Raw genomic sequence first — 24105 nt, 5'->3', positions numbered from 1 at the left:
TGCTTACAAGACAGGTTGACGTCGCTTCATGGCGTACGCAGCACGTTCGTCTCTCCACTTAAACGAATTTCAGTCCACCGTTATTTTCAAAGCAGATCTAGACAAAAAGGACGCTCGCAAGCATCATTACAATGCATACGAGCGTCCTTTTTCTACTTAAAATACCAACGGAGAGAGAGGGATTCGAACCCTCGCACCGCTTTCGCAGCCTAACCCCTTAGCAGAGGGTCCCCTTATAGCCACTTGGGTACCTCTCCATGGCTCCCCGAACAGGACTCGAACCTGTGACAACTCGATTAACAGTCGAGTGCTCTACCAACTGAGCTATCAGGGAACATTACTGTAAATTATCTTACAGTATGGTTAATTTACCATGATTCAGGGGGTGCCGTCAAGTGCCAACAGGCGAAGCTTACCTCCACATTTCCCACAGCGATATCGCTGAGGATTCATCTTACGCTTGCGCATATACTCCTGTTTACAGGAAACGCATACTAGCTTGTAACGATAAGGCTGAGGCTTACGTTCCGTTCTTCCCGGCAGAGTCTGACAATGCCTGCTTCCTCCTACACGGGCCAACCATGCTTTGAAGTCAGCATCTCGATGCTGATAGCCCATCCCGCGCAAATGTAAATGATAATGGCACAGCTCATGCTTAATAATTTTCTCCACCTCAGAACGTCCGTAAGCTGCGAGTTGATGTGGATTAATTTCAATATGATGACTTTTCATAAAATACCTACCGCCTGTGGAAGACAGACGTACATTAAAGGTGGCTTGATGTCGAAACGGCACACCGAAGCTCTCCAGCGAAATGCGCTCTACCCATTCTTGAAGCTCTTCATTACTCATAGAATGGCTCATTGAATGGTTCATTGAATTGTTCAGGGACTTGGACTCCATCCTTACGGTCTCTCCTCCTTTGCTCCTTACTGACAAGCATATTATAAAATAACGACCGAAGTCTAACCCCCAATTCATAAGCACACTTTAGGTACCCACCCCATATGCTAAGCATACAGATGTAACGCAGAGGAGGAGATCGGCTTGCCTCAATGGCTCAGCAATCAGCTCATGCGGGCCTTTTACAAAAAGGACCGGCGCCAAATTAAACTGTTGAACGATTGTTGGTTTTTTTATCATAAAGCACCTGGCGTGGAGTTCGATGCCAACAACGGGTAAAAGCTAAAGGCATCCAAAATGAAAGCCGGAATCTCCGATGCAGTTCGGAGATTCCGGCTTTTGTTAACCCTTCACAAGAAGGTTGCACAGTTTTATTTAAAGTATTATGCCTGCGATTGCGCCTCTGCAGGAGGTTTCATCGTCAGACCAACCCTGCCTTTTTTCAAATCAACATTTAACACCCACACCGTTACGTTATCACCGACAGATACGACATCCATCGGATGCTTTACGAAGCCACTGCGCAGCTGTGAAATATGAACCAACCCGTCACTTTTAATACCGATATCGACAAACGCGCCAAAATCAATGACATTGCGGACGGTTCCCTGAAGCTCCATACCCGGTGCCAGATCCTCGATCTTCAGCACATCCTTGCGGAATACAGGTAACGGCAGCTCGTCACGCGGGTCACGGCCCGGACGCTGGAGACTGTCCAGAATATCCTTCAGTGTCGGCACGCCGACTTCCAGCTTCGCAGCTAGTTCGTCAATGTTGGACACGTTCAGTGCTTCCGTTGCAGCCTTGGTGCCCAGATCGTGGGCATTGATGGCCAGTTCCGCCAACAGGCGGTCTACGACAGCATAGGATTCAGGGTGAATCGGTGTGCGATCCAGCGGATTTTCTCCACCCGGTATACGGATAAAGCCAACAGATTGCTCGTAGGTTTTTGCACCAAGACGCGGCACCTTCTGCAACTGACGACGGTTGCTGAATTTACCGTTTTCCTCACGGTACTTAACGATGTTTTTGGCAATCGTCGCATTGATCCCTGCTACATAGGATAACAGCGCAGAGGAAGCCGTGTTCACATCTACACCGACATGGTTAACGGCTGATTCGACAACGTCCTTTAAGCTTTCATCCAGATGTTTCTGCGATACATCATGCTGGTATTGGCCTACACCAATAGCCTTCGGCTCAATCTTGACCAGCTCAGCCAGTGGGTCCTGCACACGACGTGCGATGGAAGCCGCACTGCGCTCGGCCACGTCCAAATCGGGAAATTCCTCCTGTGCCAGCTTGGAGGCAGAGTATACGCTTGCGCCCGCCTCATTGACAATCAGATACGCTAGACTGCTGTCACCAATGTCCGCGATGACTTCCGCTACGAATTGCTCTGTCTCGCGCGAAGCGGTTCCGTTACCAATGACAATCAATTCGATCCCGTATTGGGCAATCAGCTGCTTGAACTTTTCAGCAGCCTCGCGCTTCTTGTTGTTCGGTGGTGTCGGATACGTCACAGCCACTTCGAGCAGCTTGCCGGTGTCATCGACAACCGCCAGCTTGCAGCCTGTCCGATAGGCCGGATCGACACCGAGCACACGTCGGCCCTTGATCGGAGCCTGTAGCAACAGGCTGCGCAAGTTGCCTGCAAAAATGGAGATCGCCTGCTGCTCGCCCTTCTCCGTCATTTCAGCGCGCACTTCACGCTCGATAGACGGCGCGATAAGTCTTTTATACGCATCCTCAATGACACTGCGCAGCAGATCTTGCACGACAGACGATCCTTTAATCACTTGGCCTGCCATGTAATTGTAAATAGAATCTGGCACTACCTCCAGACCAACCTTAAGAATGCCTTCCCGCTCCCCGCGATTAATCGCCAGAATACGGTGAGGTGGCATTTTCTTAGCGAGTTCACGATAGCTGTAGTAGTTCTCATACACGGATTCTTGCTCTGCGTCCTTCGCTTCGGAGGTCAGCATACCATGGTCCAGCGTATATCGGCGTACCCATTGGCGAATAGCCGCATCATCCGCTATATTTTCAGCTAAAATGTCCAAGGCTCCTTGGATGGCCGCCTCAGCGCTGTCCACTCCCAGTTCCGCATTTACATAAGACTCGGCTTCTTTCAGAGCATCGCCCTGCTTCGGCTGGCTCCAGATCCAGATGGACAGCGGCTCCAGTCCCCGTTCCTTTGCTACACTGGCGCGGGTTTTGCGCTTTTGCCGATACGGACGGTACAGATCCTCCACTTCCTGAAGTTTAACCGCAGAGGTGATAGCCGCCTGCAGGTCTTCCGTCAGCTTGCCCTGCTCATCAATAATGCGGATGACCTCTACCTTACGATCCTCCAGATTACGCAAATACACTACACGATCTTCAATTTCACGTAGCTGATTTTCATCCAGCTCTCCTGTCATTTCCTTACGATAACGCGCGATAAAAGGAATTGTATTCCCTTCATCCAACAAACTGATCGTTGTCCGGATTTGCTTGAGTGCCAGCGACAGCTCTCTCGCCACTTGTTTGACAATCCGCTCTTGGCGTTCTGCTTCGTTCGGCTCCTGCCGGATTTCCGTCTTCGTTTCCTCGTTAGACAAACCTATCCCTTCTTCCTCACAACTCTTGTCATACAGCATGTCTTTCATTATCACAAAAAATGATTCAAAGCGCCAGCAGGTGCCGTTAGAGCAAGCCCTACCTGCATTTTTCATCAGACACGCAAAAGGACAGCGCCCAAGCGCTGCCCTTTTCCCGTTTCACTCGTCGTTCCATCACGCTAAAAATCAATCAAACCGAGACTGATTTGTAGCGAATCGCTCACTTTGCGCATAGTTTCTTCATCTAAGTGGGTGATTTTGTCGGTAAGCCTTTGCTTGTCGATCGTCCGAATTTGCTCCAGAAGAACAACAGAATCACGATCAAAGCCATGCGTCGCCGCGTCGATTTCCACGTGTGTAGGCAGCTTTGCCTTCTGAATCTGAGCGGTGATAGCTGCCACGATCACGGTAGGACTAAACCGGTTGCCGATATCATTTTGAATGATCAGCACAGGTCTGACGCCACCTTGCTCGGAACCGACTACGGGTGAAAGGTCTGCAAAAAAAACGTCGCCGCGCTTTACGATCAATATGGATTACACCCCGCTAACTGTACGGCCCAAGGTGCTGTTTGCATCTTCCTCCGCGTGAAAGGCTTCGGATGCCATGGTCAAGTTAATTTTAGCCATTTCCATGTATCCACGCTGCATAGCTTCACGAATGTAACGTTTTTTACGTTCGCCTACATACAGCTTCATGGCCTGCCTGATAAATTCACTGCGGTTGGAATTTTCCATAGCTACGATCCCGTCCACTTCCTGTAAGAGATGATCTGGCAAACTGATCATTATTCTTTTGGTGTTCTGCAAATTGGCCAACTTCTCTTCCACCCCCAAAACCTTGTCGCCATTGTACCATTATAACGTTATTCCCGGTAATTTATTCAAACGGAATACAAGAATGTATATGATATTCGTATATCATCTATGCTGCATTCCATTATAAACTACGCAGTTCGTTTTCGTACAGGCGTTTGATCCCCGAAATACAAGTGTCAGCGGAGCCTGATGCGTCTTTTGACAGTTATAGCGCTCTTTTCTTTCCTTTATACATATTTCGGGACGTTCTGCGAAAACTCCTGCTTTTATTCGGTAATTTGCGTTATGAAATTAATTCCAGTGGGTTGGAAGAAGCGAGTTCACTCGAATAACAGGAACATGACCTCGTGTGTATACACGCGGTACCCTGTCTGCGATCATGCAGATCACCTCATAGTGGATCGTACCAAGCTTGGATGCCAGCTCATCCGCCGCGATAGTTTCGCCGGACTGCTGACCGATGAGAACAACCTCTTCGCCGGTTTGGATTTCTTCCGCATCTTCTGCGAAAGATTGTAAGGATACCATACACTGGTCCATGCAAATCGTGCCGAGTACCGGGACGCGGCGACCGCGTATCAATACTTCGATCTTCCCACTCAGCATGCGGGAGTATCCATCCGCATAGCCGATTGGCAGTGTACCGATCCGTTCTTCACTGGAAGTCACATACCGGGTGCCATAGCTAACTCCCCAGCCGGGAGGAAGCGTCTTGGTATAAACCACCGCCGTCTTCAATGACAATACAGGCAGCAGTTCAATGGCTTGCCGGTTAACCTCATCAGACGGATACAGACCGTATATACTGATACCAATCCGCACCATATTGGGGGAAAGAGAAGGGGTATCAATGGTAGCGGCGCTATTGGCCGTATGTATAATGGGAATGGTGATACCTTGTTCCCTTAGCGCTTCCGCCACGCCCCGAAACCGATCATATTGTAGCAGTGTATAGCTTTTGTCTTCTTCATCCGCGCGGGCAAAATGGGTGTACATGCCTTCCAGCAGCACCTGCTCTAATTCGTGAGCCTGCCGGACAAAAGCCATAGCCTCTTCTCCAGGCAGCAAACCCAGTCTTCCCATGCCGCTGTCTATTTTGATGTGCACCTTCAGCTTGCGTTCATTTCCTTGGCAGTCCAGTCTGCGGATACCCTCCAGCACTTCTTCACTGAACACAGTCAATGAGATATCATGCTCCCAAGCCGTTTGTACAGCTTCCGGTGGGGTATAGCCGAGTACAAGAATCGGTAGCTGAACCCCCGCATGACGAAGCTCCAACGCTTCATCCAGAAAAGCGACGCTCAAATAATCCGCACCAAGGCGTTCCAATTCCTTTGAAATTTCCACGGCACCGTGTCCGTAGGCATTCGCCTTGACACAGACCAGTATCAGCTTATCCGCTGGCAATGCCTTGCGAAAAGCTTCATAGTTGGCGCCAAGGTGATCCAGGTTGATTTCGGCCCGGGTCGATCTGTATTGTGCTTGCAAATCCAGTCACCTTCTTCAATTGTTAGCCTGTAACATAACCTTTTACCATTCGGAGTGTGGCAAAAGTGCTTGCTTCCAAAGGTTAATGGTAATGTTCAAAAACGTGGCTGTCAATGGCAGGGGGGCTTTACCAGCCTCCTCTACCATCTCTACAATAGAACAGGATATACAAGCGATGCACATCTTAGACTGCGAATGAACAAAAGACGGATACGGGCGGCAGCAGAGCATTTTTACACTCTAGACCGTCTGCATCCGTCTATAAAATTTTATTTACCCGATTGATCCTGTATAGAAGCGGCAATTTGTATCATTTCGCTCACAGGCAGGTCAGCACTGGTGATTCTGAACTCGATTCCGTCATTCATCCAGGTCATCGTCTGCTGTTCGCTTCCGGTCAGCACGGCGAAGCTTCCTCCAATATCAACCAGTTCGCCTGCGGCCAGTGCGACCGCCCGATCTTTTGGACGTGCCTCCACAATGGTATAATTATATGTTCCACTATACCGTAGCATCACGGCATGTGTACCATTATCCTCCAGCTCCGGCGTATCCTTGATCTGTACTCCGGCTGGCGTGTAGGACGGTTCGATCAAGCCGAACTCACCCATCACAGCTTCTGCCGCATCTGTTCCCGCTGACGTTCCGTTTGCAGCATCCGATGTGCCCGGGGTTTGTTGCTGCCTCTCTGCGTTGGCTGCGTTGGCTGCTTTGTCCGGTTTGGACGTATCGTTTGTGGCAGTACCGTCCACCTTGGCTTGCCCTGACGGTTGCTGGACTGCATCCCCTGCGGTCCCCTGCTCTTGTCCGGGTTCGCCAGTCGTCACGCCAGTCGTCCCATCCATCGCACCGGAAGGATCAAGCTGACTGCTGGGATCTACTGCTCCGGAAGATGGCGCCCCTGCGCTACCTGTACTCGTCTTACCTGAAGCCATATTCCGCTCCATATCAAAAGAGTCCTTGTCAAACTTCGTATCAAAAACAAATTGATCGAATTTCAGATCAACAACTACCTTGGCATTCGCATCAGACACCTGTACCTGAGTGGGTGCATAGTCATTTTTGGACAGCCATATCTTTTGTCTCACCAGCGCATGGCTGTTGTAATTCGCTGCCACATCAAACACATAGGATTTATCGTCGGTAGCCAACTGACGGGAGGCATCGCCGATAATGCTGCGAACCAACGTTTCATATAAATATACTTGACCCTGATTGTTTGGCCAGTCGCTTTTGAAACGGAAGCTTTTGTTCAGGCTGGGTGTTAGCACAAATACACCCTCATCATTACGAAGCACAATTTGCGTAACATCCTTTTTCTCGTTCGTCATGGCAATTCGGTAATAGGACGGCTTGCGGTAGGAAATATCCACCTTGTATTCCTGCGGCGTGTCGCCGGTATGCAGCGTCATCAAAGCTGTACCGTGGTAGCTGTTCAGGTCGCTCACCACGTCACTCAAATCTTTAACCACATCGTCCGCGCTCTTCTTGCCGCACCCGGCCAGCAGCAGCGTTACACACATGACCATGGCGAGCATCCATGAAATCCGGCGCATGTCATCAACCCCTTCAGCACATGTTTTAAATGAATTAGTACATGTCTATGAAGGACTTGTTCGATTTATGCAGACTGGCATGACAAGCTTGAACGTATCCTTGCGTAATGCTATAAAATCTTTTGGAGAGTGATCATAAATTCATACAGAAAATAAATCGAAAAACCGATCAAAACCACGCCTGCACCGATCGTAACCCACTTGATAGCGGTTCGATTCATGGCTTTCCGTGTTGTGGCTACGAGGGTCATCAAGCCTAAATCATGGATAAGAATACCAAACAAAATACCTAAGCCAACAATCCACCGAACAGTTAATGAAAAGCAAGCGGTGGCTCCAGCTTCCTGCTGTACGTCAAGGTCGGGTATATTTCGTAGAAGCTGAACGCTGGAACTGGAGCGATGCCATAACCCGACAAAAACTGCTTACTGCACTGCCCAAACTGCTTGGCACTTCATCCTGAGAAGCTGCCATTTTCTAAAGATACTACATTAGACCTTGAATGCTTCCATCTGCCTCCAGCGACATATGCTCAGCTGCTGGGGATTTGGGCAATCCTGGCATCGTCATAGTATTGCCTGTTTCCACGACCACAAAGCCTGCCCCTGCGGACAAAGCAACGCTGGACACGTGAATGGTAAAACCCTCCGGTGCACCTAGCAGAGAAGGTTGATCTGAGAAAGAATACGGCGTTTTGGCCATGCATACAGGCAGTTGTCCAAAACCAAGCTGCTCCATACCGGCCAACGCCCGTTTGGCAGCAGGAGTGTAAGCTACCTCTGCCGCACCGTAAATCTCCTTCGCAATAACACTAATTTTTGCTTGCAAACCAAGGGTATGCTCATACAATGGTGCAAAATGGGCTTTGTCCTCCTGGAGCAGGTTGAGCAGGCTTTGGGCCAGCTTTTCTCCCCCTTGGCTTCCCTGTGCCCACACCTGTGACAGCTCTACGGGTACACCTAGCTTGCGGCATTCTGAGAAAATCAGTTCCAGCTCGGCTTCGCTATCTGTTACAAAATGGTTGACCGCTACCAGTACCGGCACGCCAAACTTTTGCAAATTCCGTACATGCCGGTTCATATTGGCTAATCCAAGTTGCAATTGCTCCAGATTTTCTGCGTCCAGCTCATTTTTAGCTACACCGCCGTTATATTTCAGCGCCTTGGCGGTTACGACCAACAGAGCCGCATCTGGCTGCAAACCGGATTGACGGCACTTGATGTCAAAAAACTTTTCTGCCCCCAGCTCAGCCCCGAATCCAGCCTCTGTGACGACCACCTCTCCCAGCTTCAGGGCTAGCTTCGTACCGATCAAACTACTGCATCCATGTGCAATATTCGCAAAAGGTCCACCATGCACAATAACTGGAGTTCCCTCCAACGTTTGCACCAGATTGGGCTTCAATGCTTCCCGAAGCAGTACAGCCATAGCTTCCACCGCATGCAGTTCCTCAGCTGTTACCGTTTCGCCATCTACGTTATAACCAATCACCATTCGACCCAATCGCACTTTAAGATCGTCCATATCTTCACTTAAACATAATACGGCCATCACTTCTGAAGCCGAGGTAATCAGAAAACCACTTTCTCTCACCGCTCCATTACCTGACCCCAATCCGGTCACAATGTTTCGTAAACTCCGGTCGTTCATATCGACAGCGCGTTTCCACACAATCCGCTCCGGTTTCAACCGCAAAGCATTTCCATGAAACAAATGGTTATCGATCATCGCTGCCAGCAAATTATGTGCTGCCGAAATCGCGTGAATATCACCTGTAAAATGCAGATTAATGTCTTCCGCCGGAACAATCTGGGCTTGTCCTCCCCCAGTTGCTCCTCCTTTCATACCGAAGCAAGGGCCAAGGGACGGCTCACGCAACGCAGCAACGGTTTTATGCCCCAGCGCATTCAGCGCCTGTGACAGCCCGATGGTTGTTAGCGTTTTGCCTTCTCCCGCCGGCGTGGGATTCATCGCCGTAACCAGTACCAGTTTTCCATTCGGGCGATCCTTTAACTGCTCCCACAGGGACGGGTTCAGCTTCGCTTTATATTTTCCATACGTCTCCAGATGTTCTTCTTCAATTCCTGCTTCTTTGGCTATATCAATAATCCTCTTCATCTTTCGTTATGTACCCCCCGTTTTATAAGTCTGACCGATGATGTCAAACCCTGTATCGTTTTATTTTACCAAAGTGTGCTGCTTATTGCGCTATGATTCATTTCATCGCAAGCGTTGCTATCATGTGAGTTATAAAAAAAAGCATCCCCCGCCCGCATGGACTTTGGTGGATGCTCTTTGGATACGTCTCGTTTAACAAACAGCTCTCAAATTAACCTGCAAAGTTAGCAGCGTAATTTTCAGCAATAAATCCCTTAGAAATCAGGATAGCTTGGGATTTCTTAGTAGCAGGGCCATAGCCTTGGGACAGCAGATCATTAATATGTAAGCGATTATATATGAAGCAAAATACAAAGTTGGACGCCCCACTCGTAAGGATCGATACCAGAAAAATAATAACAGCCCACTTCCAATCCCCTCTAAACAACGCAGGGAAAAAACCGAAAAAGAGCGTAGTCCATGAAAAACCTACTTTGCGTTCCTTGATCATTCCAGTTTTATTTCTTAATTTAATCTTCATTTACCCCTTACCTCTCTTTATATAGTCTTTTAGAACTATATTAGATTATATAGGATAGAGGGAATAAATGGAACTTAATTTCGAAAAATCATAAATTTCTCAAATACGCTCTAGTTTATAATGCTTTTCCAGCACTTCTTTAAAAACATCAACAGGGTACTTGTATTCAACAGTTTTGAAAACAATCCGGTTATTCCACTGGTTTTTTTCCAGCTCGCACCCATGCTCCATATCCAGTTCCTTCATAATAAATATAATCTCATCTAAGGTTACCATCACACTATGTCTATTCGTCGTAGTTGCCAGCATCTGCTCGCCTTCCTGTGTGTATGCCTTCACGATCTGCTCATCAAACCCTTCGCTGATCATTAATTCCTTCAAAGCTTGTACAAAAAGAGTCGGCAGGTTTTTGTACTGCGATTTTTTAATCCCAAACAGCGTGACGCTTAAGCGGGATATATCATGCATAAACACAATATTTTTTCTCCGATTCAGTAAAAACAAGCTGGCATGCCAACTATTCAAAGGCGGATAAATATCAACTTGAAGTGGTTCAGTCTCCCATTCCTTCAGCAGTTTTTGTGTTCCTCGTATAACAAACATCGTTGTTCTCCTTTATGACGGTCCTGTGCCGTAGCTCGTGATTAGACATACCTGATTTCTTGTATAAAGCATGTCACGTATATCATAACACCGTATTCCAAACACCGGATTATAAACTCTTTCAGTATAATATAGGGGCTAGCAGTTGCCAGTAATTTGATCACATCTTCTGTTAGGAGTGGAGATGAAATTACTACAGTGCCTTCAGGTTAAGAGTATTTTGAATACTTCTCTGTTGTGGTTAAAGGGATCGGAAGCATGAGCTATTTGAAAAATTAAACTAATTTCAATACATTCCATGTTGTGGTTAAAGTACAGCGAACATGACGGTAAGCATATCATCAACGAATTTCAATACATCCCATGTTGTGGTTAAAGACTGCGAAGGAGTATACATCTCCTGCTTATTGCTTTATTTCAATACATCCCATGTTGTGGTTAAAGGCATTACGGACGCGAGTGACGTTGGTAAGAACCTCCGTTTCAATACATCCCATGTTGTGGTTAAAGCGCGAAAGTAACGCTAAATAAATGCTGGATAACTGGGTTTCAATACATCCCATGTTGTGGTTAAAGAAAATCGTTTCTCCGTCTTGTATCACTTCAAACTGAGTTTCAATACATCCCATGTTGTGGTTAAAGAAATAACATTTTTACTAGTTTCGTTTCTGATATAGAGTTTCAATACATCCCATGTTGTGGTTAAAGTAATGGCGGAGTATCACGCAAGTCCTCGTTACTCGCTGTTTCAATACATCCCATGTTGTGGTTAAAGGAAAATCGTTATGACAAGCGATATGACAAGACGATGTTTCAATACATCCCATGTTGTGGTTAAAGTACCGCATCCTGGGGCGAGCACGTAGGCATTACCGAGTTTCAATACATCCCATGTTGTGGTTAAAGAACAATCGAAGCTATACGGAAAAAGACGCTATGATGAGTTTCAATACATCCCATGTTGTGGTTAAAGTACAGGCGAGCCGCCGAAGCCTGGAAAAATAGTTTTGTTTCAATACATCCCATGTTGTGGTTAAAGTACAGCCGCTATAGCGCCGATTACAGACATTAACGAGTTTCAATACATCCCATGTTGTGGTTAAAGTTTCGGTATCAGCTCCAAATACTTGTTTGTCGGCATTGTTTCAATACATCCCATGTTGTGGTTAAAGGCTAGTAAAATCAACGTTCTTACAAATGCTATTATGCCTATTCTACTACAGCCGCAAGGGTTTCACAAAATTTTCCCAACCGAAGAGGGTTTGTTAAAAACAATTAACAAATCCTCTCAAACCCTTGGCGCTGTAAGGTTAATTGCTTTCCTCCTCTTTAGGGCGGTTGGGAAAATTACAGCAATAAGGACTCCGAATCATTCATGCGGGCACCGATGATTTCCTCGTCGAAAACATAATCACCTGTCATCTTAAAAACGGCAACAAAGTCGTCCCCTTCATCAATAACCTTTTTTAACTCAGCGCGTAGCTGAATTAAATTAGCAGGGGTAATTTCACCTCGAAATACGGATTTCTGAAAATGAACGAGATACTTTTTACATATTTTAAATACCTTACCCACTCGCTTTTCTCCGATGTCATACACCAAAATGACATAGTTATAATTTTTCTCCATATCCTTTACCTCTTTTCCTTTTCCAAAAAAGGAACAAAAGGCGTTCCTTCGACGATATGCTTTTTTAACTTATAAGCATCATATTTAATAGCAGATAAATAGCTGACCTTCCGTTTAAGCGTGCCATGATCGAACACCTGCTTCATCCGATCTTCAAGCGCGGTGATAAATACATCGCGACCCGTCCCATTTAAAATACAGTAATTATAATCCTTTTCAAAATGCTTATTAACCTGTATTCTTCGATTGTTCACCAATTCAAAAATAGTACGGTACACCAACAATGGCTTGAACGGCTCAGACAAATCCAGACTGAGGGAAAATCGTCGATCACTCGGTTCATGCAGGAAACTGATACTCTGGTCCAGATGGGTATGGTAAATTTGTGAAATCGTTTTCGTGTACAAAATGGTATTACCAAAGCTAATTAGTGCATTCAGCGGATTGTCCGGCGGGCGCTTGACCCGCTTATTCATTTTAAAATCTTCAGGCAGGAACGTCTTAAATGTGTCGTAAAACCGTCTCCAAATCTCCCCTTCCACACTCAACAGTCTCGGAATATCCTCCATTTTATCTAACAATCGTGGTACATCTTTTTTCAGCCAGTCCAGATATGGTTTGATCTCCTTGTTGCCATGTTTATAATAGTGATACAGCACTTCATGGATGTTAGCTGCAATGGCACCAATAAAAGCAGCAGCAATAGGTATTCTTCTCTCCAAACAGGCTTTCGCTTGCAATAGCTTAACCTTACCGCTCACCCTTGCGTCCTTCGGATAAAAGGTTCCTCTAAAATGACCATAGTAATCAAAGAAATGGACTGTTATCCCCGCCATCGACAGAAAAGACAGGAGCTTGCTGTTCAACGTTATCTCATTGAGTAAATATAGCTCCTTCAATCCATGAATCGGCAGGTGTACGATTCCTCTTTCTTCACTCCGAAATGTCAGTGAATTATCTTCACGTCCCAAAGTGCCCGGAGTACGTATATATCTAGTAGATGGCGCTGTTTTGGACATACTTATTCTCCTTTCTTATAAAAAACAGTAGGCGAGGTATGCGCAGCGAGTGCATTTCTTCTCTCTTACGGCTGGGTCAGGCTGCTCTTGCCCCAAATATTGCTCCAATTCATAAAGTAACTGGGTCATAGCCTGTTCGGTTGCTTCATCCAGCTCCAGTTCTATAGTTTTACTAGCCTGCTTGTTACGCTCGCTGAACTGGATTTTACCCTTATGCTCCATGCCTTTTTGCTTAAGTACATACATATAGTACAGCGTCTGCCATTTAGTAGCTTCGACATCGGCGTCAGACTTTTTAATCTCGGTCACATAATCACTGGTCAGCTTATCCACTTTGATGCCCTCAATAGCGACTTCGCGGTTTTTCTTCCCCTCACTCTGTAGCTCATGCATGACCTTGCCGATCCGCACGTCCTCGCTATCATCTTCAAAACCCATTCCATTGGCAAATAACCAGCATTGTCTACGACAGTGTACATAATAGTTCACCATCGTTCCGGTAATCCTCATAGGAAAAGCCCCTTTTCATCCTCGGTATACTTGGCACGATTAAACTTTTTGGTTCTAGTTAGTTCATCCCATTCCATATATTGTTCACCGTGCTCCACGAAATATAAAGTACCTATACAACGGGTATATATACCTGGCTTTACTTTTCCCCATTTTGTATACATTTGGAAAACCGGATAAATAAAAGTAAAGTTATTCATTTGAGCACGCACCACGGACAAGCGAATCATTCTTTCGGAATAGTCCATCCCCAACCGCTTGTCTGACAATCTAACAAACTCATCCCACACATCTTGACCGTTCAGCAGAGGAGCGTCTTTCATTGGACAGGTATAGTTCAGGAACAGCGTCACACTTTGATCAGGTATGAGGTTCATATGCTTTTGTACATCTGGAAATTTAAGGTTCTGTACTTTTTGGGTGAAGTCGCCCCAATACTGCTGATTTGGTTTTTCACGAGACTTATTGATTTCATGAATAACATTCTCATAAAATCCACTGAAATCCTTATTTTCAAGCATTTTTTGATACGTTTCTTCCTTAAGATCAAATGCAACACGCAAGTCGTTTTTATATATACCGCTCGCCTGATCACAGTCAAAGAAATAAGCCTGGCAGTAGTCACGCAGACAAGAACGATTCAGTCGTCCCAAAAATTGCTCCTCGCTATCCAACAAAGAAATGTCTTTAAAGCCTACATCCATATCAATATCTACCCCGGCTTCAATCACCTGTGTTGCTACAACGATCACATCACTCAAATAAAAGCTCCCATGTACGTCCTTCCCCAATTTCTGCAACAGTTCTTGGCGATAGGAGAAGCTATCATCCCCGGTAAGCTCATAGACGTCAAAGCCCAAATTCTGCTCTAGCACCAGATTATAAAATTGGCGTGCCGTCTTTTTCTTGATAAACTCGATCACCACCCTGTTCCCTTGCCCATCCCGCTCTCGCTGCTTGATTACAGATTCAACATGCTCCACTACTTGTTCCGGCTGCATCTTGCCCTGTTTCAACAAATTAAAATCCAGCTTCACGCGCTCTCTAAACAACGAATGGGTAAAATAACGATCCCGGTTCTGCACCAGTGTATAGGTTTGTATTGCTTCCTCATGATCTCGCTGCTCCAGTAACAAATCCAGATTTGGCAAGGTAGCGGACATGATAATAATTTTAATGTTCAGAATATCCGCAAAGGATCGCAGAAAATGAATAGTTTCCTTCCACAATTCATTTCGGTAGCTCTGAATTTCGTCCAGTACAATGACACTATTGCATAAATGGGCAAATGCTAGATTGGCCTCTCGTCCTGTCCCAAATAAATAATTAAAAAAGTTCACGTGAGAAGTCAGTGTCACCGGATATTGCAGCAATTGACGCTCCAACAGCACCCTTTTGAAATCCGTGTTGTCTGGCTCCTTGTTATTCCCTTCCAAAGCAGCTTCTGCCTCTAGTTCTTCCTCGGTCACCATCGGAGTAATCGAATTAATAACTTCCACCCGATAGTCGTTTACCTGCTCCTTGTGGAAAATCCCATTTAGCGTCTGTCTTGTCTGCTCGATCAGAGAGTTAAACGGAAATACATAAATTAACTTGTTCAGTCCCAAGCCGCTATTCAGCAAATGCAGTGCCAAATTTATAGACATGTTGGTTTTACCTGAACCAGTAGGAGCTTCGAGATAAAATACAGGCTCTTGTAGTCGCTCCAACAGCCGTCTTTCTGTTTCGATAAATAACTCCGCCCGTAGCTGATTCATCTCAGACAAGCCAGAGGCATCAGGATTTTGGCGATAGGACTCAATCCCCTGCACAATTCCCGTCTGACGATAAGCCTCCAGCATGGGCTCCAGTGGTAGACGTTCTCCAAAATAATGCATCTCCGGTACTTGCTGCTCTATATATTGATACGTTGCCCGAAAATCCGATGCGACCATCGTGGAGTACAGTAGCTTGACCAACACATAGAAAGGAAAAGGGCTGTGTATTTTATTCTGACGTTTATTGCCTTCCAGACGGATGCACCCAAATACGTTATCGTTCTGTAGCAAGTCCTGCTGATCACGATAATAGCGAATATAATCAGGATTCTCTTTGACCCGGTTATATTGATTTTTTATTTTCAACTCAAATTCGTTTACCTGCCCTCCCATATCTTCATCCATATTTCCCAGGTACGTGTGGTGGCGGGAGATCGTATATGCGAATGAATATAAAAGATGATGCAGGAATGCAAGTACTTTGCGTTTATGCTTCTTACGGTTTGGATACAGCTCTGTTGTATCATGCCATTCCTGCACCTGTCGTAAATGAATATGCAAGTAAAGCACAGCAGACAGCATGGAATGGTTACTGTCTCCCAACTCAGCGTTCCTTTTAACTTCATTGTTCTTCATTTTGATACGTTGGAAGGCCGGGTTCACCTTGCCAAGATCATGCAAATAAATGGCTTGTCTAAAATAGTACATGATCATTTGCCTTAATGATTCATCCAGCGGTTCTCCATCTATGCCGAGACGATCTAGCGCCCTATGTACAGCAGCTTCCACACCATTATCCCTCATCAGTATCTCAGCATGATGCATGACCAGATCGCTATGCTCCTCCAGCATTTCATCCTGTTGAAGCCCCTCTTCTTTTGCCGTGTGCGCCTTCAGCCTCCCTTTCCCTTCCTCCGTTAGCCAATGTTGTATGGATACATGAATACGCAATTCGTCTTCCCTCTTTTCCTTGGGTACAATTTTAAAAAATCCATATAAAAAACCGGGCGCTCCCCATCCTGACAATGGAGAATACCCGGTGTTGATTCCATCTACGAAAGCGACTGCCCTTTTTTTAGATAAAATACAAGGTGCGGTCATTGTCAGCATCCCGGTACATTTTTTGTAGATCTTCGGCTTTCAGCTCATCTGTATCTATTTCCTGATTAGAAAATACAAGCGGCTCCAGAATGTAACCGTTGTTGGCTGTATTCAGCCCTACAGGGAGATACTCTTGCAAGTAGGATTGCATCTGATCATCTTTCACATATCCTCCCGTATCCACAAGTACATGGACAGCTCGGAGGGAGTCGATATATTCCGGTTCACTCGCTGGCTCCAACTCAACTAATCGAGCCTTGGATATCGTAGCCGGATGATCATTTTTCCCCAGATAAGGAATGTATTCAGCCTTGGAATGCTGTACATAATCTGCAAGCCGATCAAATACCTCCCGATCTACGCCCCCATCATCTGCCACGTAGATCGTCCAGCGTGGACGCTCCAACCATTGTTCTCGCACATTCAGCACACCGCCCTCTTCCTGGCTTGCATAACCGACTGTGTTGTTGAAAATCTGGATTTTTTTCGAAAAATATCCTCGATCCCCGTGTGGCACGATGCTCACCGATGCATGACGAAACACCTCATAAAATTCAGGGTACGGCATCGCCGGATTATCCTGTTTGGCTTTACCGCCCAACGCCATATTCCGTTCATACTGCTGAGTATAGCCACCGAGTCCAAGTACCGCACCAAGCAAGCCATATAACGCAACCTTGTGAATATGACTGTATGTAAAATACGCATATACGTTAACATCCGGCTTTTTAAAAAATGCCGTTTCTCCGCTCAGTTCAAAACGTAACGCTCTCACGTTCACAGCCCTCCTTCCTTCCACCGATGTAGCAACTTTTTAGCCTTGAGGCAGCTCACTGCGCGTAAAGATGTTAAACGTCCGCAGCCCCGGAAAATTCAACTCTACACGCGATGCATACGGATTAACGTATAATTCTACCGTTTCAATTTCCTCATTTACATCGTTCAAAAGCGGTGCAAGGGCCGACAGATCATAGATTGTCTGCTCTCCATCCTTGTCTACCTTCACATAGGGGTCCAGATTCGGTAAATATGCCGAGCTACCCGCCTTAAATTCAACGAATAGGGCAAAGGCATTTTCCGCACCTGATTTACTGTTGGTATTTTGCAAAGTTGCCCCGGTCAAAGCTCCCGTTTTGAAAGCCTGATATGCTTCCTCCGTATACCCTTCAAAGCCCTCGGCTGCTAGCAGTTCCAGATAGTTATCATAATGCTTCGGATTGACGGAAAAAGGATATATATAATGGGATTCGTCCACTGTTCTTTTTTTACCAATCGAGGTGGCGTCATTGTCCTCGCTCTTTTCATTTGAGTTACGGAACGGAGACAAAATGTCCTGTACCTCCAGATTGGACCACTCATATTTATTAAAGCCCTGACCAATTTGTACCGGACCCGCCAGACCGATATTCTGATCCTTCACTGCGAATGTCGCACCAAAATTCATCACATCTACACACTGAAACAGCTTGTTCAGCACTTCACGTGAATTTTTGGAGACCTCTTCACCAAAGAGATACTCATAGCGTTCTGCGAGATTACGAGGCTGTAGCTTCTCTTCTTTCCCTTTGTCTGCATCCTTTGCCTTGTCCGTTTTTTTGTCCTTGCCGCTACTCACTTTATACGAACGAATATACAGTACCTTCTGTCCTTCCTCTGCCCATAAGCGTTTGATGCTATATTTTAACGCCTTGTCGCTACCAAAAATGTCGCCTGTGCTGGTCGTCTTCGGCTGTCCGCTAAAGTCCGCATTCCAGTTTGCCATCCGGCTCACAATCCCGATCAATCCCACCACACGATTAGTTTTCTTCGCCATATCCGTTCTCCCCTTCGCCGTTTGGTTTCTTGCTCTCGACTTTCTTCCAGAACCAATTGTCTGAAAATAACCCCGCCAGGAACATTTCCCTTGCATCTTCATGTTGGAATTCTTTGTCCGGCTGATATCCGTACATTTGGCCTAAAGCCCAATTTAATTTAGTATGATGTAATCGCATTTTGTGACGATGTAAATGATACGCTTCTTCGATCCGTTTTTTGAGCTGTGCACTGCGCTTTGCCATGAAAAAAGGTCCAAGCAAATCCCCCTTTTTCTGCTGGGCTTCGGATTGGGTTTTCAAATAGAAGGCAAGCTGCCCTGCCAAATAATAAAACTCATCATCCGTCTCTACATAGACCGGATCTGGAATGGCAGTCTGTTCAGTCTGCCCTGCTTCATCCACATTTTCCTTAGGTTTCCGCATTTCCAACGTATCCAGTTTATCTTTCAGTCTATTAGACACTGCAATCAGGCGATTTCCCATAGCTGTGTATTCCTCCCCTTCCAAATAAGCCATTAGCGAAAGTCTTACATTCATCGCATCGGCCAACCCACGTAGATCCAATCTAGACTTCTCTTGTCCTGCTGGCTCTACTCGTAATAGCTGTTCCTCTATGAGTCGAAGCGTTACGCGTGCAAATTGAGAGCGGATCGTGGCGGCCGTTCCTTTGAAAATCCAGTCATAAAAGCCCTTTTTGCTCTGCATAAACAACGCGACCATCACACTCGTAAAATCCTTTTCTCTCGCTTTCGGCTCATCTTGAAGAAAATCACCGTTCATCCGTCCGCGAAAAAAGCGTTTGCTGATTTCCTTTTGCAGTTGCTCCACATTTTCCAGATAGCCGTAATCCTTCACAAACGCTTCGCCAGCGCCATTTTTGGTCATCACACCCAATACATTCTTGAGTCGGATATTGACATGAACTTTTTTGGAGAAAGGTACATTTTCAAAGTCTTGCACCTCGTTATCCTTACCCTCCATGTAAACCAAAAAATAGCCTTCTGCTATCTTCTCAGAATTCTTGGAAAAATCCGTATGATAGCCGAATTTGTTCATTCGAAACTTGGGCTGAGAAAGAAGCCATTCAGACGCTTCCTTTACCAGCAATGCTTCCTCTAGAGATAAACGGATGGGCGCTCCGACACGCATCGTTTTATGCTCCAAATACGGCTTTTTGCTGTTCATGCTCATATTAAAACCAGGAAGACCTGTCAAAGCTCCGTCTACCATTTGGTTATAGTCATTACTATTAAAGATTTTTGGGATGGTATATAGCAAATATTCATAGCCATACATTTCGTCCCATGAGTAAATGCTGGAAGATTCGTTAGATGGGTGATCCATTGATGAGTGAAGTGGAGTAGATTCTGAGGTGAAAAAGATTTTAACGTAATTCTTAAAAGGAATGGTTCGGATATGTTCAATGAGAGCCGACAGGTTTGTAGCGTACCATTGCTCAATCTGTGCAATATGTGTTCGGCGCTCCTCACTTACGAGATATTCCAGTGCAGGTGCATAATCCGTATCAGAGAAAAATTGCTGCGTAGGACTGGTGAAGATAGTCTCGGTGCTGCTTTTCTTACTGGCTTTCTTACTGCTAGTCTTCTTGGCACCTATCAGCTCATCCCACTTTTTCTGCACCTCAGATGCCTGAGTCTTGTCCAGAAAACGGGCAAGATGCGTGCTCATCCCGGTGGTTCCATCTGCCAGTGGCTCGGCTAAAAATACATCCCTTTTTGCGTATAGGGTGTACGGGTTATTAGAATGAAGCTGTTTGCCGGGATCTACAGCTTTGTTCATAGAGATCAGAGAACTCACATAATCTTTTTGTTGGAACCATTCAAAAAGTTCCTTGCATGATAGATCGGGTTCTTCTTTGGTAATAATCATATGCTCGCTATCAAACTGGCTGACCTGTTCAACCCAGCTTTGATCCAACCACAGACGAATATACAGCCCTTCCTTGGGTTGGTGTCTTAGAAATGTGATGCTTGGGAAATCATTCTTCACCAATAGATAGCTGTTCGTCAAATCCTTCAGCATACCCTACGCCTCCTTTCCACGTTATTCCAGTCCTTTGGCGATACAAAAGCCTGCCCCAAGGATACTATTCTTTTCTGCCGCTCCTGAACCTAATACCACACTTGCCAACTTCTGTGAATATTCATCTTCTCTGACAAGCAGGCGCAGTTTATTACCTAATAGCTTACGTCCTTTATAGGCCAAGGCAATCGGTTTATGGTTCAACACCTGAATCCCTTCGACAAAAGGTTGTTCCAATCGAACAGGCTGATCAGGGTATAAATGATTGTATTTTTTCTCCGCATTAGCATGAATCCGTTGTAGTAAAAGCTCCACACTCAGACCCGGTACCCACGGCTTGCCTTCAATGGTCACAATAGCAGGAGTAACAGTGGTAAGCTCGGTAATATGGGCCAGCTTCTTGGACTGCACAGGGGATGCCGCGATAAACTGGAAATACTCATCCTCCTGCAAGGCTTGCAAAGCTGCGGATATTCGACGTAACGTAAGCTCTATGGAACTACGAATCGTAATGACGTATACACGACCTTGCTTGTACATCCCCTCCTTTTCACGCGGAAAAGGCGCCCCGAATGTATAATGCTTGTACTCCTTATCGTAGTGCGTCTGCTTTAATGTTTCATCTTTCAGCCCCGCTCGACCAATCCAGGCTCCGATACGCTCCGGTATCTCCAGATGGTGAGATAATTGTTTCATTAACGTTGTTATCTGAATTTCAAAATACAAGATATTCACCTCCTAACTTGATATAGAGTATAGACCTCAATCCGTGATTTGTAAATATTTTTCTCGTTATAATTCTTATTTTAAAATCATATGCAACGGTACTTAAATTGCTACACGTGCAGACTGCCCTTTTGGTCGCTGTTATCCCCAGATTTTCTGGATTGTATAAACCCGTCGAGGATTAAAATCGGAATAGAGGTGGCTACTTACGCTTCTCCAGAACTTCTTCCCTCTTCACTGCTTAGGACTTAGTACGTTTTATGTTGAAGTTGAAGAATAGCAGCCAAAATAAATGAAACGTACAATTTCTTATTTCGATACATCCATGTTGTAGTTTAAGAATGTCTACAATTCAAGCACTGACTGGCGCAACCGAATTTCAATACATCACATGTTGTGGTTAAAGCGTTAAAGCAGTTGATACAACTTCTGGAGGTAGCTAATTTCAATACATCACATGTTGTGGTTAAAGAGGATTACGCACAGCCGAGTGGGAAGCGGGATCACTATTTCAATACATCACATGTTGTGGTTAAAGTAGACCGGCTGGCAAAACGTTTTAGCCAACCAAGAGATTTCAATACATCACATGTTGTGGTTAAAGTTTTCGTGTTCATTACCTGCTGAAAAAAGTCCATTATTTCAATAAATCACATGTTGTGGTTAAAGGAGTACCAGGGCATTCATTACACAGTGGATACCGCATTTCAATACATCACATGTTGTGGTTAAAGTGCCCAACAAGTAAGATATCCGATCCAGGAGCCGGATTTCAATACATCACATGTTGTGGTTAAAGACATCAGTAACTACCCAGAAAGGTTGGCTGAATATGCATTTCAATACATCACATGTTGTGGTTAAAGTTACTATGAGCTGTCCCTTAAAGAATATGTATTCATATTTCAATACATCACATGTTGTGGTTAAAGCAACAAAGCAGAATGTAATTTTGCTAGAAAGCGCAAATTTCAATACATCACATGTTGTGGTTAAAGAACGAAATATTCCGCACTTGAAGCCGCACAAGGGATATTTCAATACATCACATTTTGTGGTTAAAGTTCTACATGGGAGATCACTGGCGTGGGTTACGATCATTTCAATACATCACATGTTGTGGTTAAAGAAAGAAACGGAAGCAATGGAACAGGAGGAAGTAGGAATTTCAATACATCACATGTTGTGGTTAAAGTACTACAACAGCAGGCGGGCGAATGTAACATTGGAATTTCAATACATCACATGTTGTGGTTAAAGGGACAAACGATGAAGAAAGAATTCTTACCGACATCAATTTCAATACATCACATGTTGTGGTTAAAGTTTTACAGGTGTCACAACAAACTATTTATTACCGCAATTTCAATACATCACATGTTGTGGTTAAAGCTTCCAGCAAAGGCGGGATAAGCACAAAGCATTTTTATTTCAATACATCACATGTTGTGGTTAAAGACGCGTTTTTCGAATACGTCTATCGGCGCGGTCATATTTCAATACATCACATGTTGTGGTTAAAGAAATTTTTGGAGGTGTAGATATGAGAGATGGAATATATTTCAATACATCACATGTTGTGGTTAAAGTATCAAAAAGGGTCGCGGCAGTAGTATGACACCTTTATTTCAATACATCACATGTTGTGGTTAAAGTCGCAGCTATTCAGCGGACACTTACCGGATATTAATTTAAATACATCACATGTTGTGGTTAAAGGCTAGTAAAATCAAGCTTTCCAAAATCGCAATGTCGTTATTTTATACAGCCACAAGGGTTTCACAAGGGTTTCACAATTCTTTCCCAACCGTAGGTCGCTTCTTGCCAAGTGCTAAGAAAAATAGCTGTATCCCTTGGTGATCTAAGGAGTTACCTCTTTCTAGCTCTTATAAGGTTGGGAAAAACATAGACCTTTGGTCTATGTTGAGATCGCTTACTTAAGAGTATAATGTAAATGCATCAGAAAAAATGCGCATAATGAATAAAACACTTGTGTATTTAAATTTATATTTCTAGTTTTAAAATACTGAAACTAGACTATGACCGTAACATCCGATGTTTTTTTTACTTTTTGTTCGGAAATATTCTTACTAATGGCTATGAGCTACTTCTTTCTGAATACCCAATTAGTAGCTGACCCCCATACCAAGCTTACCAAAAAGAAGCAAACAACGATTTCAAAATAACAGGCAGTATCGATTGATTTGAATTATTCACGATGTTTACTAAAATATCTTACAAAAATAAATATAAAAATGACAATGCAATTTTGCTTTTCTGAAGTTCTTTATATAAATCACGTTTTCAAAATTTGAGATTTAAAAAATATATTAGTACCCTAATGCATGCAAATGTCAAAAGCCCCCTGACCACTATAAGTGGCTTAGGAGGCTTTTTTCAATAAAAAGGAATGAAGTTCATGGAAGGATGAAGCTAAATAATTTTAATTGTTGAGCATCGAACAAAACACTTTATCAGAAACGAGGCCGAGTATTTTGAATACATCACATGTTGTGGTTAAAGCCACTCTGCTTATGTGAACGCAAAAAAGGAGACTCTAATTTCAATACATCACATGTTGTGGTTAAAGCGTAAGCGTCCAGAGTATTGAATTGGCGGGAACATTATTTCAATACATCACATGTTGTGGTTAAAGGGTGTAGGTCCTGCACCCACTAAGGGAGGATATATATTTCAATACATCACATGTTGTGGTTAAAGGTATCTTGATCAGTATGGCATTCTGCATCTGCACGAATTTCAATACATCACATGTTGTGGTTAAAGTGCAAGCAAAATTAGCGCATGACATTCTGGAAATAATTTCAATACATCACATGTTGTGGTTAAAGTGCAAGCAAAATTAGCGCATGACATTCTGGAAATAATTTCAA

At 44.7% G+C, this 24105-nt stretch carries 18 protein-coding genes, 2 tRNA genes and 3 CRISPR repeat arrays (1 of these 23 running past the window's edge); of the genes, 1 reads left to right on the top strand and 19 read right to left on the bottom strand.

Annotated elements, in window-relative coordinates; translation table 11 throughout:
* Positions 1 to 168: 168 nt before the first annotated feature.
* The 3 genes from MKY16_RS06730 to MKY16_RS06720 all read right to left on the bottom strand — a co-directional run bounded on the left by MKY16_RS06730 (position 169) and on the right by MKY16_RS06720 (position 903).
* Positions 169 to 257, bottom strand: a tRNA-Ser gene (locus tag MKY16_RS06730).
* A 1-nt stretch (position 258) separates the two neighbouring features.
* Positions 259 to 334 (bottom strand) — tRNA-Asn (locus MKY16_RS06725).
* Positions 335 to 378: 44 nt separating this feature from the next.
* Positions 379 to 903 (bottom strand): SprT family protein, encoded by a 525-nt coding sequence (locus MKY16_RS06720; protein WP_029516345.1) that lies wholly within the window; start codon positions 901 to 903, stop codon positions 379 to 381.
* A 144-nt stretch (positions 904 to 1047) separates the two neighbouring features.
* Between MKY16_RS06720 and cmpA the strand changes: the two genes are divergently transcribed.
* Positions 1048 to 1182: a cortex morphogenetic protein CmpA gene (gene cmpA / locus MKY16_RS06715; RefSeq protein ID WP_007429337.1), complete on the top strand. Its 135-nt coding sequence runs from the start codon at positions 1048 to 1050 to the stop codon at positions 1180 to 1182.
* A 104-nt stretch (positions 1183 to 1286) separates the two neighbouring features.
* On the opposite strand, the gene MKY16_RS06710 is transcribed toward cmpA, so the two are convergent.
* The 16 genes from MKY16_RS06710 to MKY16_RS06630 form a co-directional block, all read right to left on the bottom strand.
* The gene (locus MKY16_RS06710; protein WP_029516344.1) at positions 1287 to 3509 is read right to left on the bottom strand and encodes a Tex family protein; all 2223 of its coding nucleotides are present in this window, start codon (positions 3507 to 3509) and stop codon (positions 1287 to 1289) included.
* 179 nt (positions 3510 to 3688) lie between these two features.
* Positions 3689 to 4039: a type II toxin-antitoxin system PemK/MazF family toxin gene (locus MKY16_RS06705; protein ID WP_007429335.1), complete on the bottom strand. Its 351-nt coding sequence runs from the start codon at positions 4037 to 4039 to the stop codon at positions 3689 to 3691.
* A 6-nt stretch (positions 4040 to 4045) separates the two neighbouring features.
* Positions 4046 to 4327 carry a CopG family ribbon-helix-helix protein gene (locus MKY16_RS06700; RefSeq protein ID WP_007429334.1) on the bottom strand — a complete coding sequence of 94 codons (282 nt, stop codon included), beginning with the start codon at positions 4325 to 4327 and terminating at the stop codon, positions 4046 to 4048.
* 291 nt (positions 4328 to 4618) lie between these two features.
* Positions 4619 to 5815 (bottom strand): alanine racemase, encoded by a 1197-nt coding sequence (gene alr / locus MKY16_RS06695; RefSeq protein WP_039269622.1) that lies wholly within the window; start codon positions 5813 to 5815, stop codon positions 4619 to 4621.
* A gap of 269 nt (positions 5816 to 6084) precedes the next feature.
* On the bottom strand, positions 6085 to 7371 hold the full coding sequence (locus MKY16_RS06690; protein WP_209949622.1) for an outer membrane lipoprotein-sorting protein: 1287 nt from the start codon (positions 7369 to 7371) through the stop codon (positions 6085 to 6087).
* 486 nt (positions 7372 to 7857) lie between these two features.
* A complete protein-coding gene (locus MKY16_RS06680) occupies positions 7858 to 9489 on the bottom strand; it encodes a formate--tetrahydrofolate ligase (RefSeq protein WP_340954725.1) in 1632 nt (543 codons plus the stop codon).
* Positions 9490 to 9700: 211 nt separating this feature from the next.
* On the bottom strand, positions 9701 to 10009 hold the full coding sequence (locus MKY16_RS06675) for a hypothetical protein (RefSeq protein ID WP_013309242.1): 309 nt from the start codon (positions 10007 to 10009) through the stop codon (positions 9701 to 9703).
* A gap of 99 nt (positions 10010 to 10108) precedes the next feature.
* Positions 10109 to 10612 carry a DUF6933 domain-containing protein gene (locus MKY16_RS06670; protein ID WP_340954722.1) on the bottom strand — a complete coding sequence of 168 codons (504 nt, stop codon included), beginning with the start codon at positions 10610 to 10612 and terminating at the stop codon, positions 10109 to 10111.
* Positions 10613 to 10895: 283 nt separating this feature from the next.
* Positions 10896 to 11784: a CRISPR direct-repeat array (repeat unit 30 nt; unit sequence GTTTCAATACATCCCATGTTGTGGTTAAAG).
* Positions 11785 to 11959: 175 nt separating this feature from the next.
* Entirely contained in the window at positions 11960 to 12241 is a 282-nt protein-coding gene (cas2, locus tag MKY16_RS06665) for a CRISPR-associated endonuclease Cas2 (RefSeq protein ID WP_340954719.1), read from the bottom strand.
* A gap of 5 nt (positions 12242 to 12246) precedes the next feature.
* The gene (gene cas1b / locus MKY16_RS06660; RefSeq protein WP_010349455.1) at positions 12247 to 13260 is read right to left on the bottom strand and encodes a type I-B CRISPR-associated endonuclease Cas1b; all 1014 of its coding nucleotides are present in this window, start codon (positions 13258 to 13260) and stop codon (positions 12247 to 12249) included.
* Between the two features lie 15 nt (positions 13261 to 13275).
* Positions 13276 to 13770, bottom strand: coding sequence for a CRISPR-associated protein Cas4 (locus MKY16_RS06655; RefSeq protein WP_340954714.1), 495 nt, complete (start codon positions 13768 to 13770; stop codon positions 13276 to 13278).
* On the bottom strand, positions 13767 to 16628 hold the full coding sequence (cas3, locus tag MKY16_RS06650) for a CRISPR-associated helicase Cas3' (RefSeq protein ID WP_340954712.1): 2862 nt from the start codon (positions 16626 to 16628) through the stop codon (positions 13767 to 13769). Before cas3 ends, MKY16_RS06655 begins: the two co-directional genes overlap by 4 nt.
* The gene (gene cas5b, locus MKY16_RS06645; protein ID WP_340954710.1) at positions 16603 to 17403 is read right to left on the bottom strand and encodes a type I-B CRISPR-associated protein Cas5b; all 801 of its coding nucleotides are present in this window, start codon (positions 17401 to 17403) and stop codon (positions 16603 to 16605) included. Before cas5b ends, cas3 begins: the two co-directional genes overlap by 26 nt.
* Before the next feature lie 39 nt (positions 17404 to 17442).
* A complete protein-coding gene (locus tag MKY16_RS06640; protein WP_340954708.1) occupies positions 17443 to 18441 on the bottom strand; it encodes a type I CRISPR-associated protein Cas7 in 999 nt (332 codons plus the stop codon).
* The gene (locus MKY16_RS06635; protein WP_340954705.1) at positions 18425 to 20485 is read right to left on the bottom strand and encodes a hypothetical protein; all 2061 of its coding nucleotides are present in this window, start codon (positions 20483 to 20485) and stop codon (positions 18425 to 18427) included. The genes MKY16_RS06640 and MKY16_RS06635 overlap by 17 nt, the downstream gene beginning before the upstream one ends.
* Before the next feature lie 21 nt (positions 20486 to 20506).
* Positions 20507 to 21220 (bottom strand): CRISPR-associated protein Cas6, encoded by a 714-nt coding sequence (locus tag MKY16_RS06630; protein WP_340954704.1) that lies wholly within the window; start codon positions 21218 to 21220, stop codon positions 20507 to 20509.
* A 367-nt stretch (positions 21221 to 21587) separates the two neighbouring features.
* Positions 21588 to 22930: direct repeats of the CRISPR family, unit length 30 nt; unit sequence ATTTCAATACATCACATGTTGTGGTTAAAG.
* Between the two features lie 773 nt (positions 22931 to 23703).
* Positions 23704 to 24105: direct repeats of the CRISPR family, unit length 30 nt; unit sequence ATTTCAATACATCACATGTTGTGGTTAAAG (it continues 748 nt past the right edge of the window).

This window comes from Paenibacillus sp. FSL L8-0641 (genome assembly GCF_038006265.1).
Taxonomy (GTDB): Bacteria; Bacillota; Bacilli; order Paenibacillales; family Paenibacillaceae; genus Paenibacillus; species Paenibacillus polymyxa_D.
This window is presented reverse-complemented; position numbering and strand designations above follow the sequence as displayed.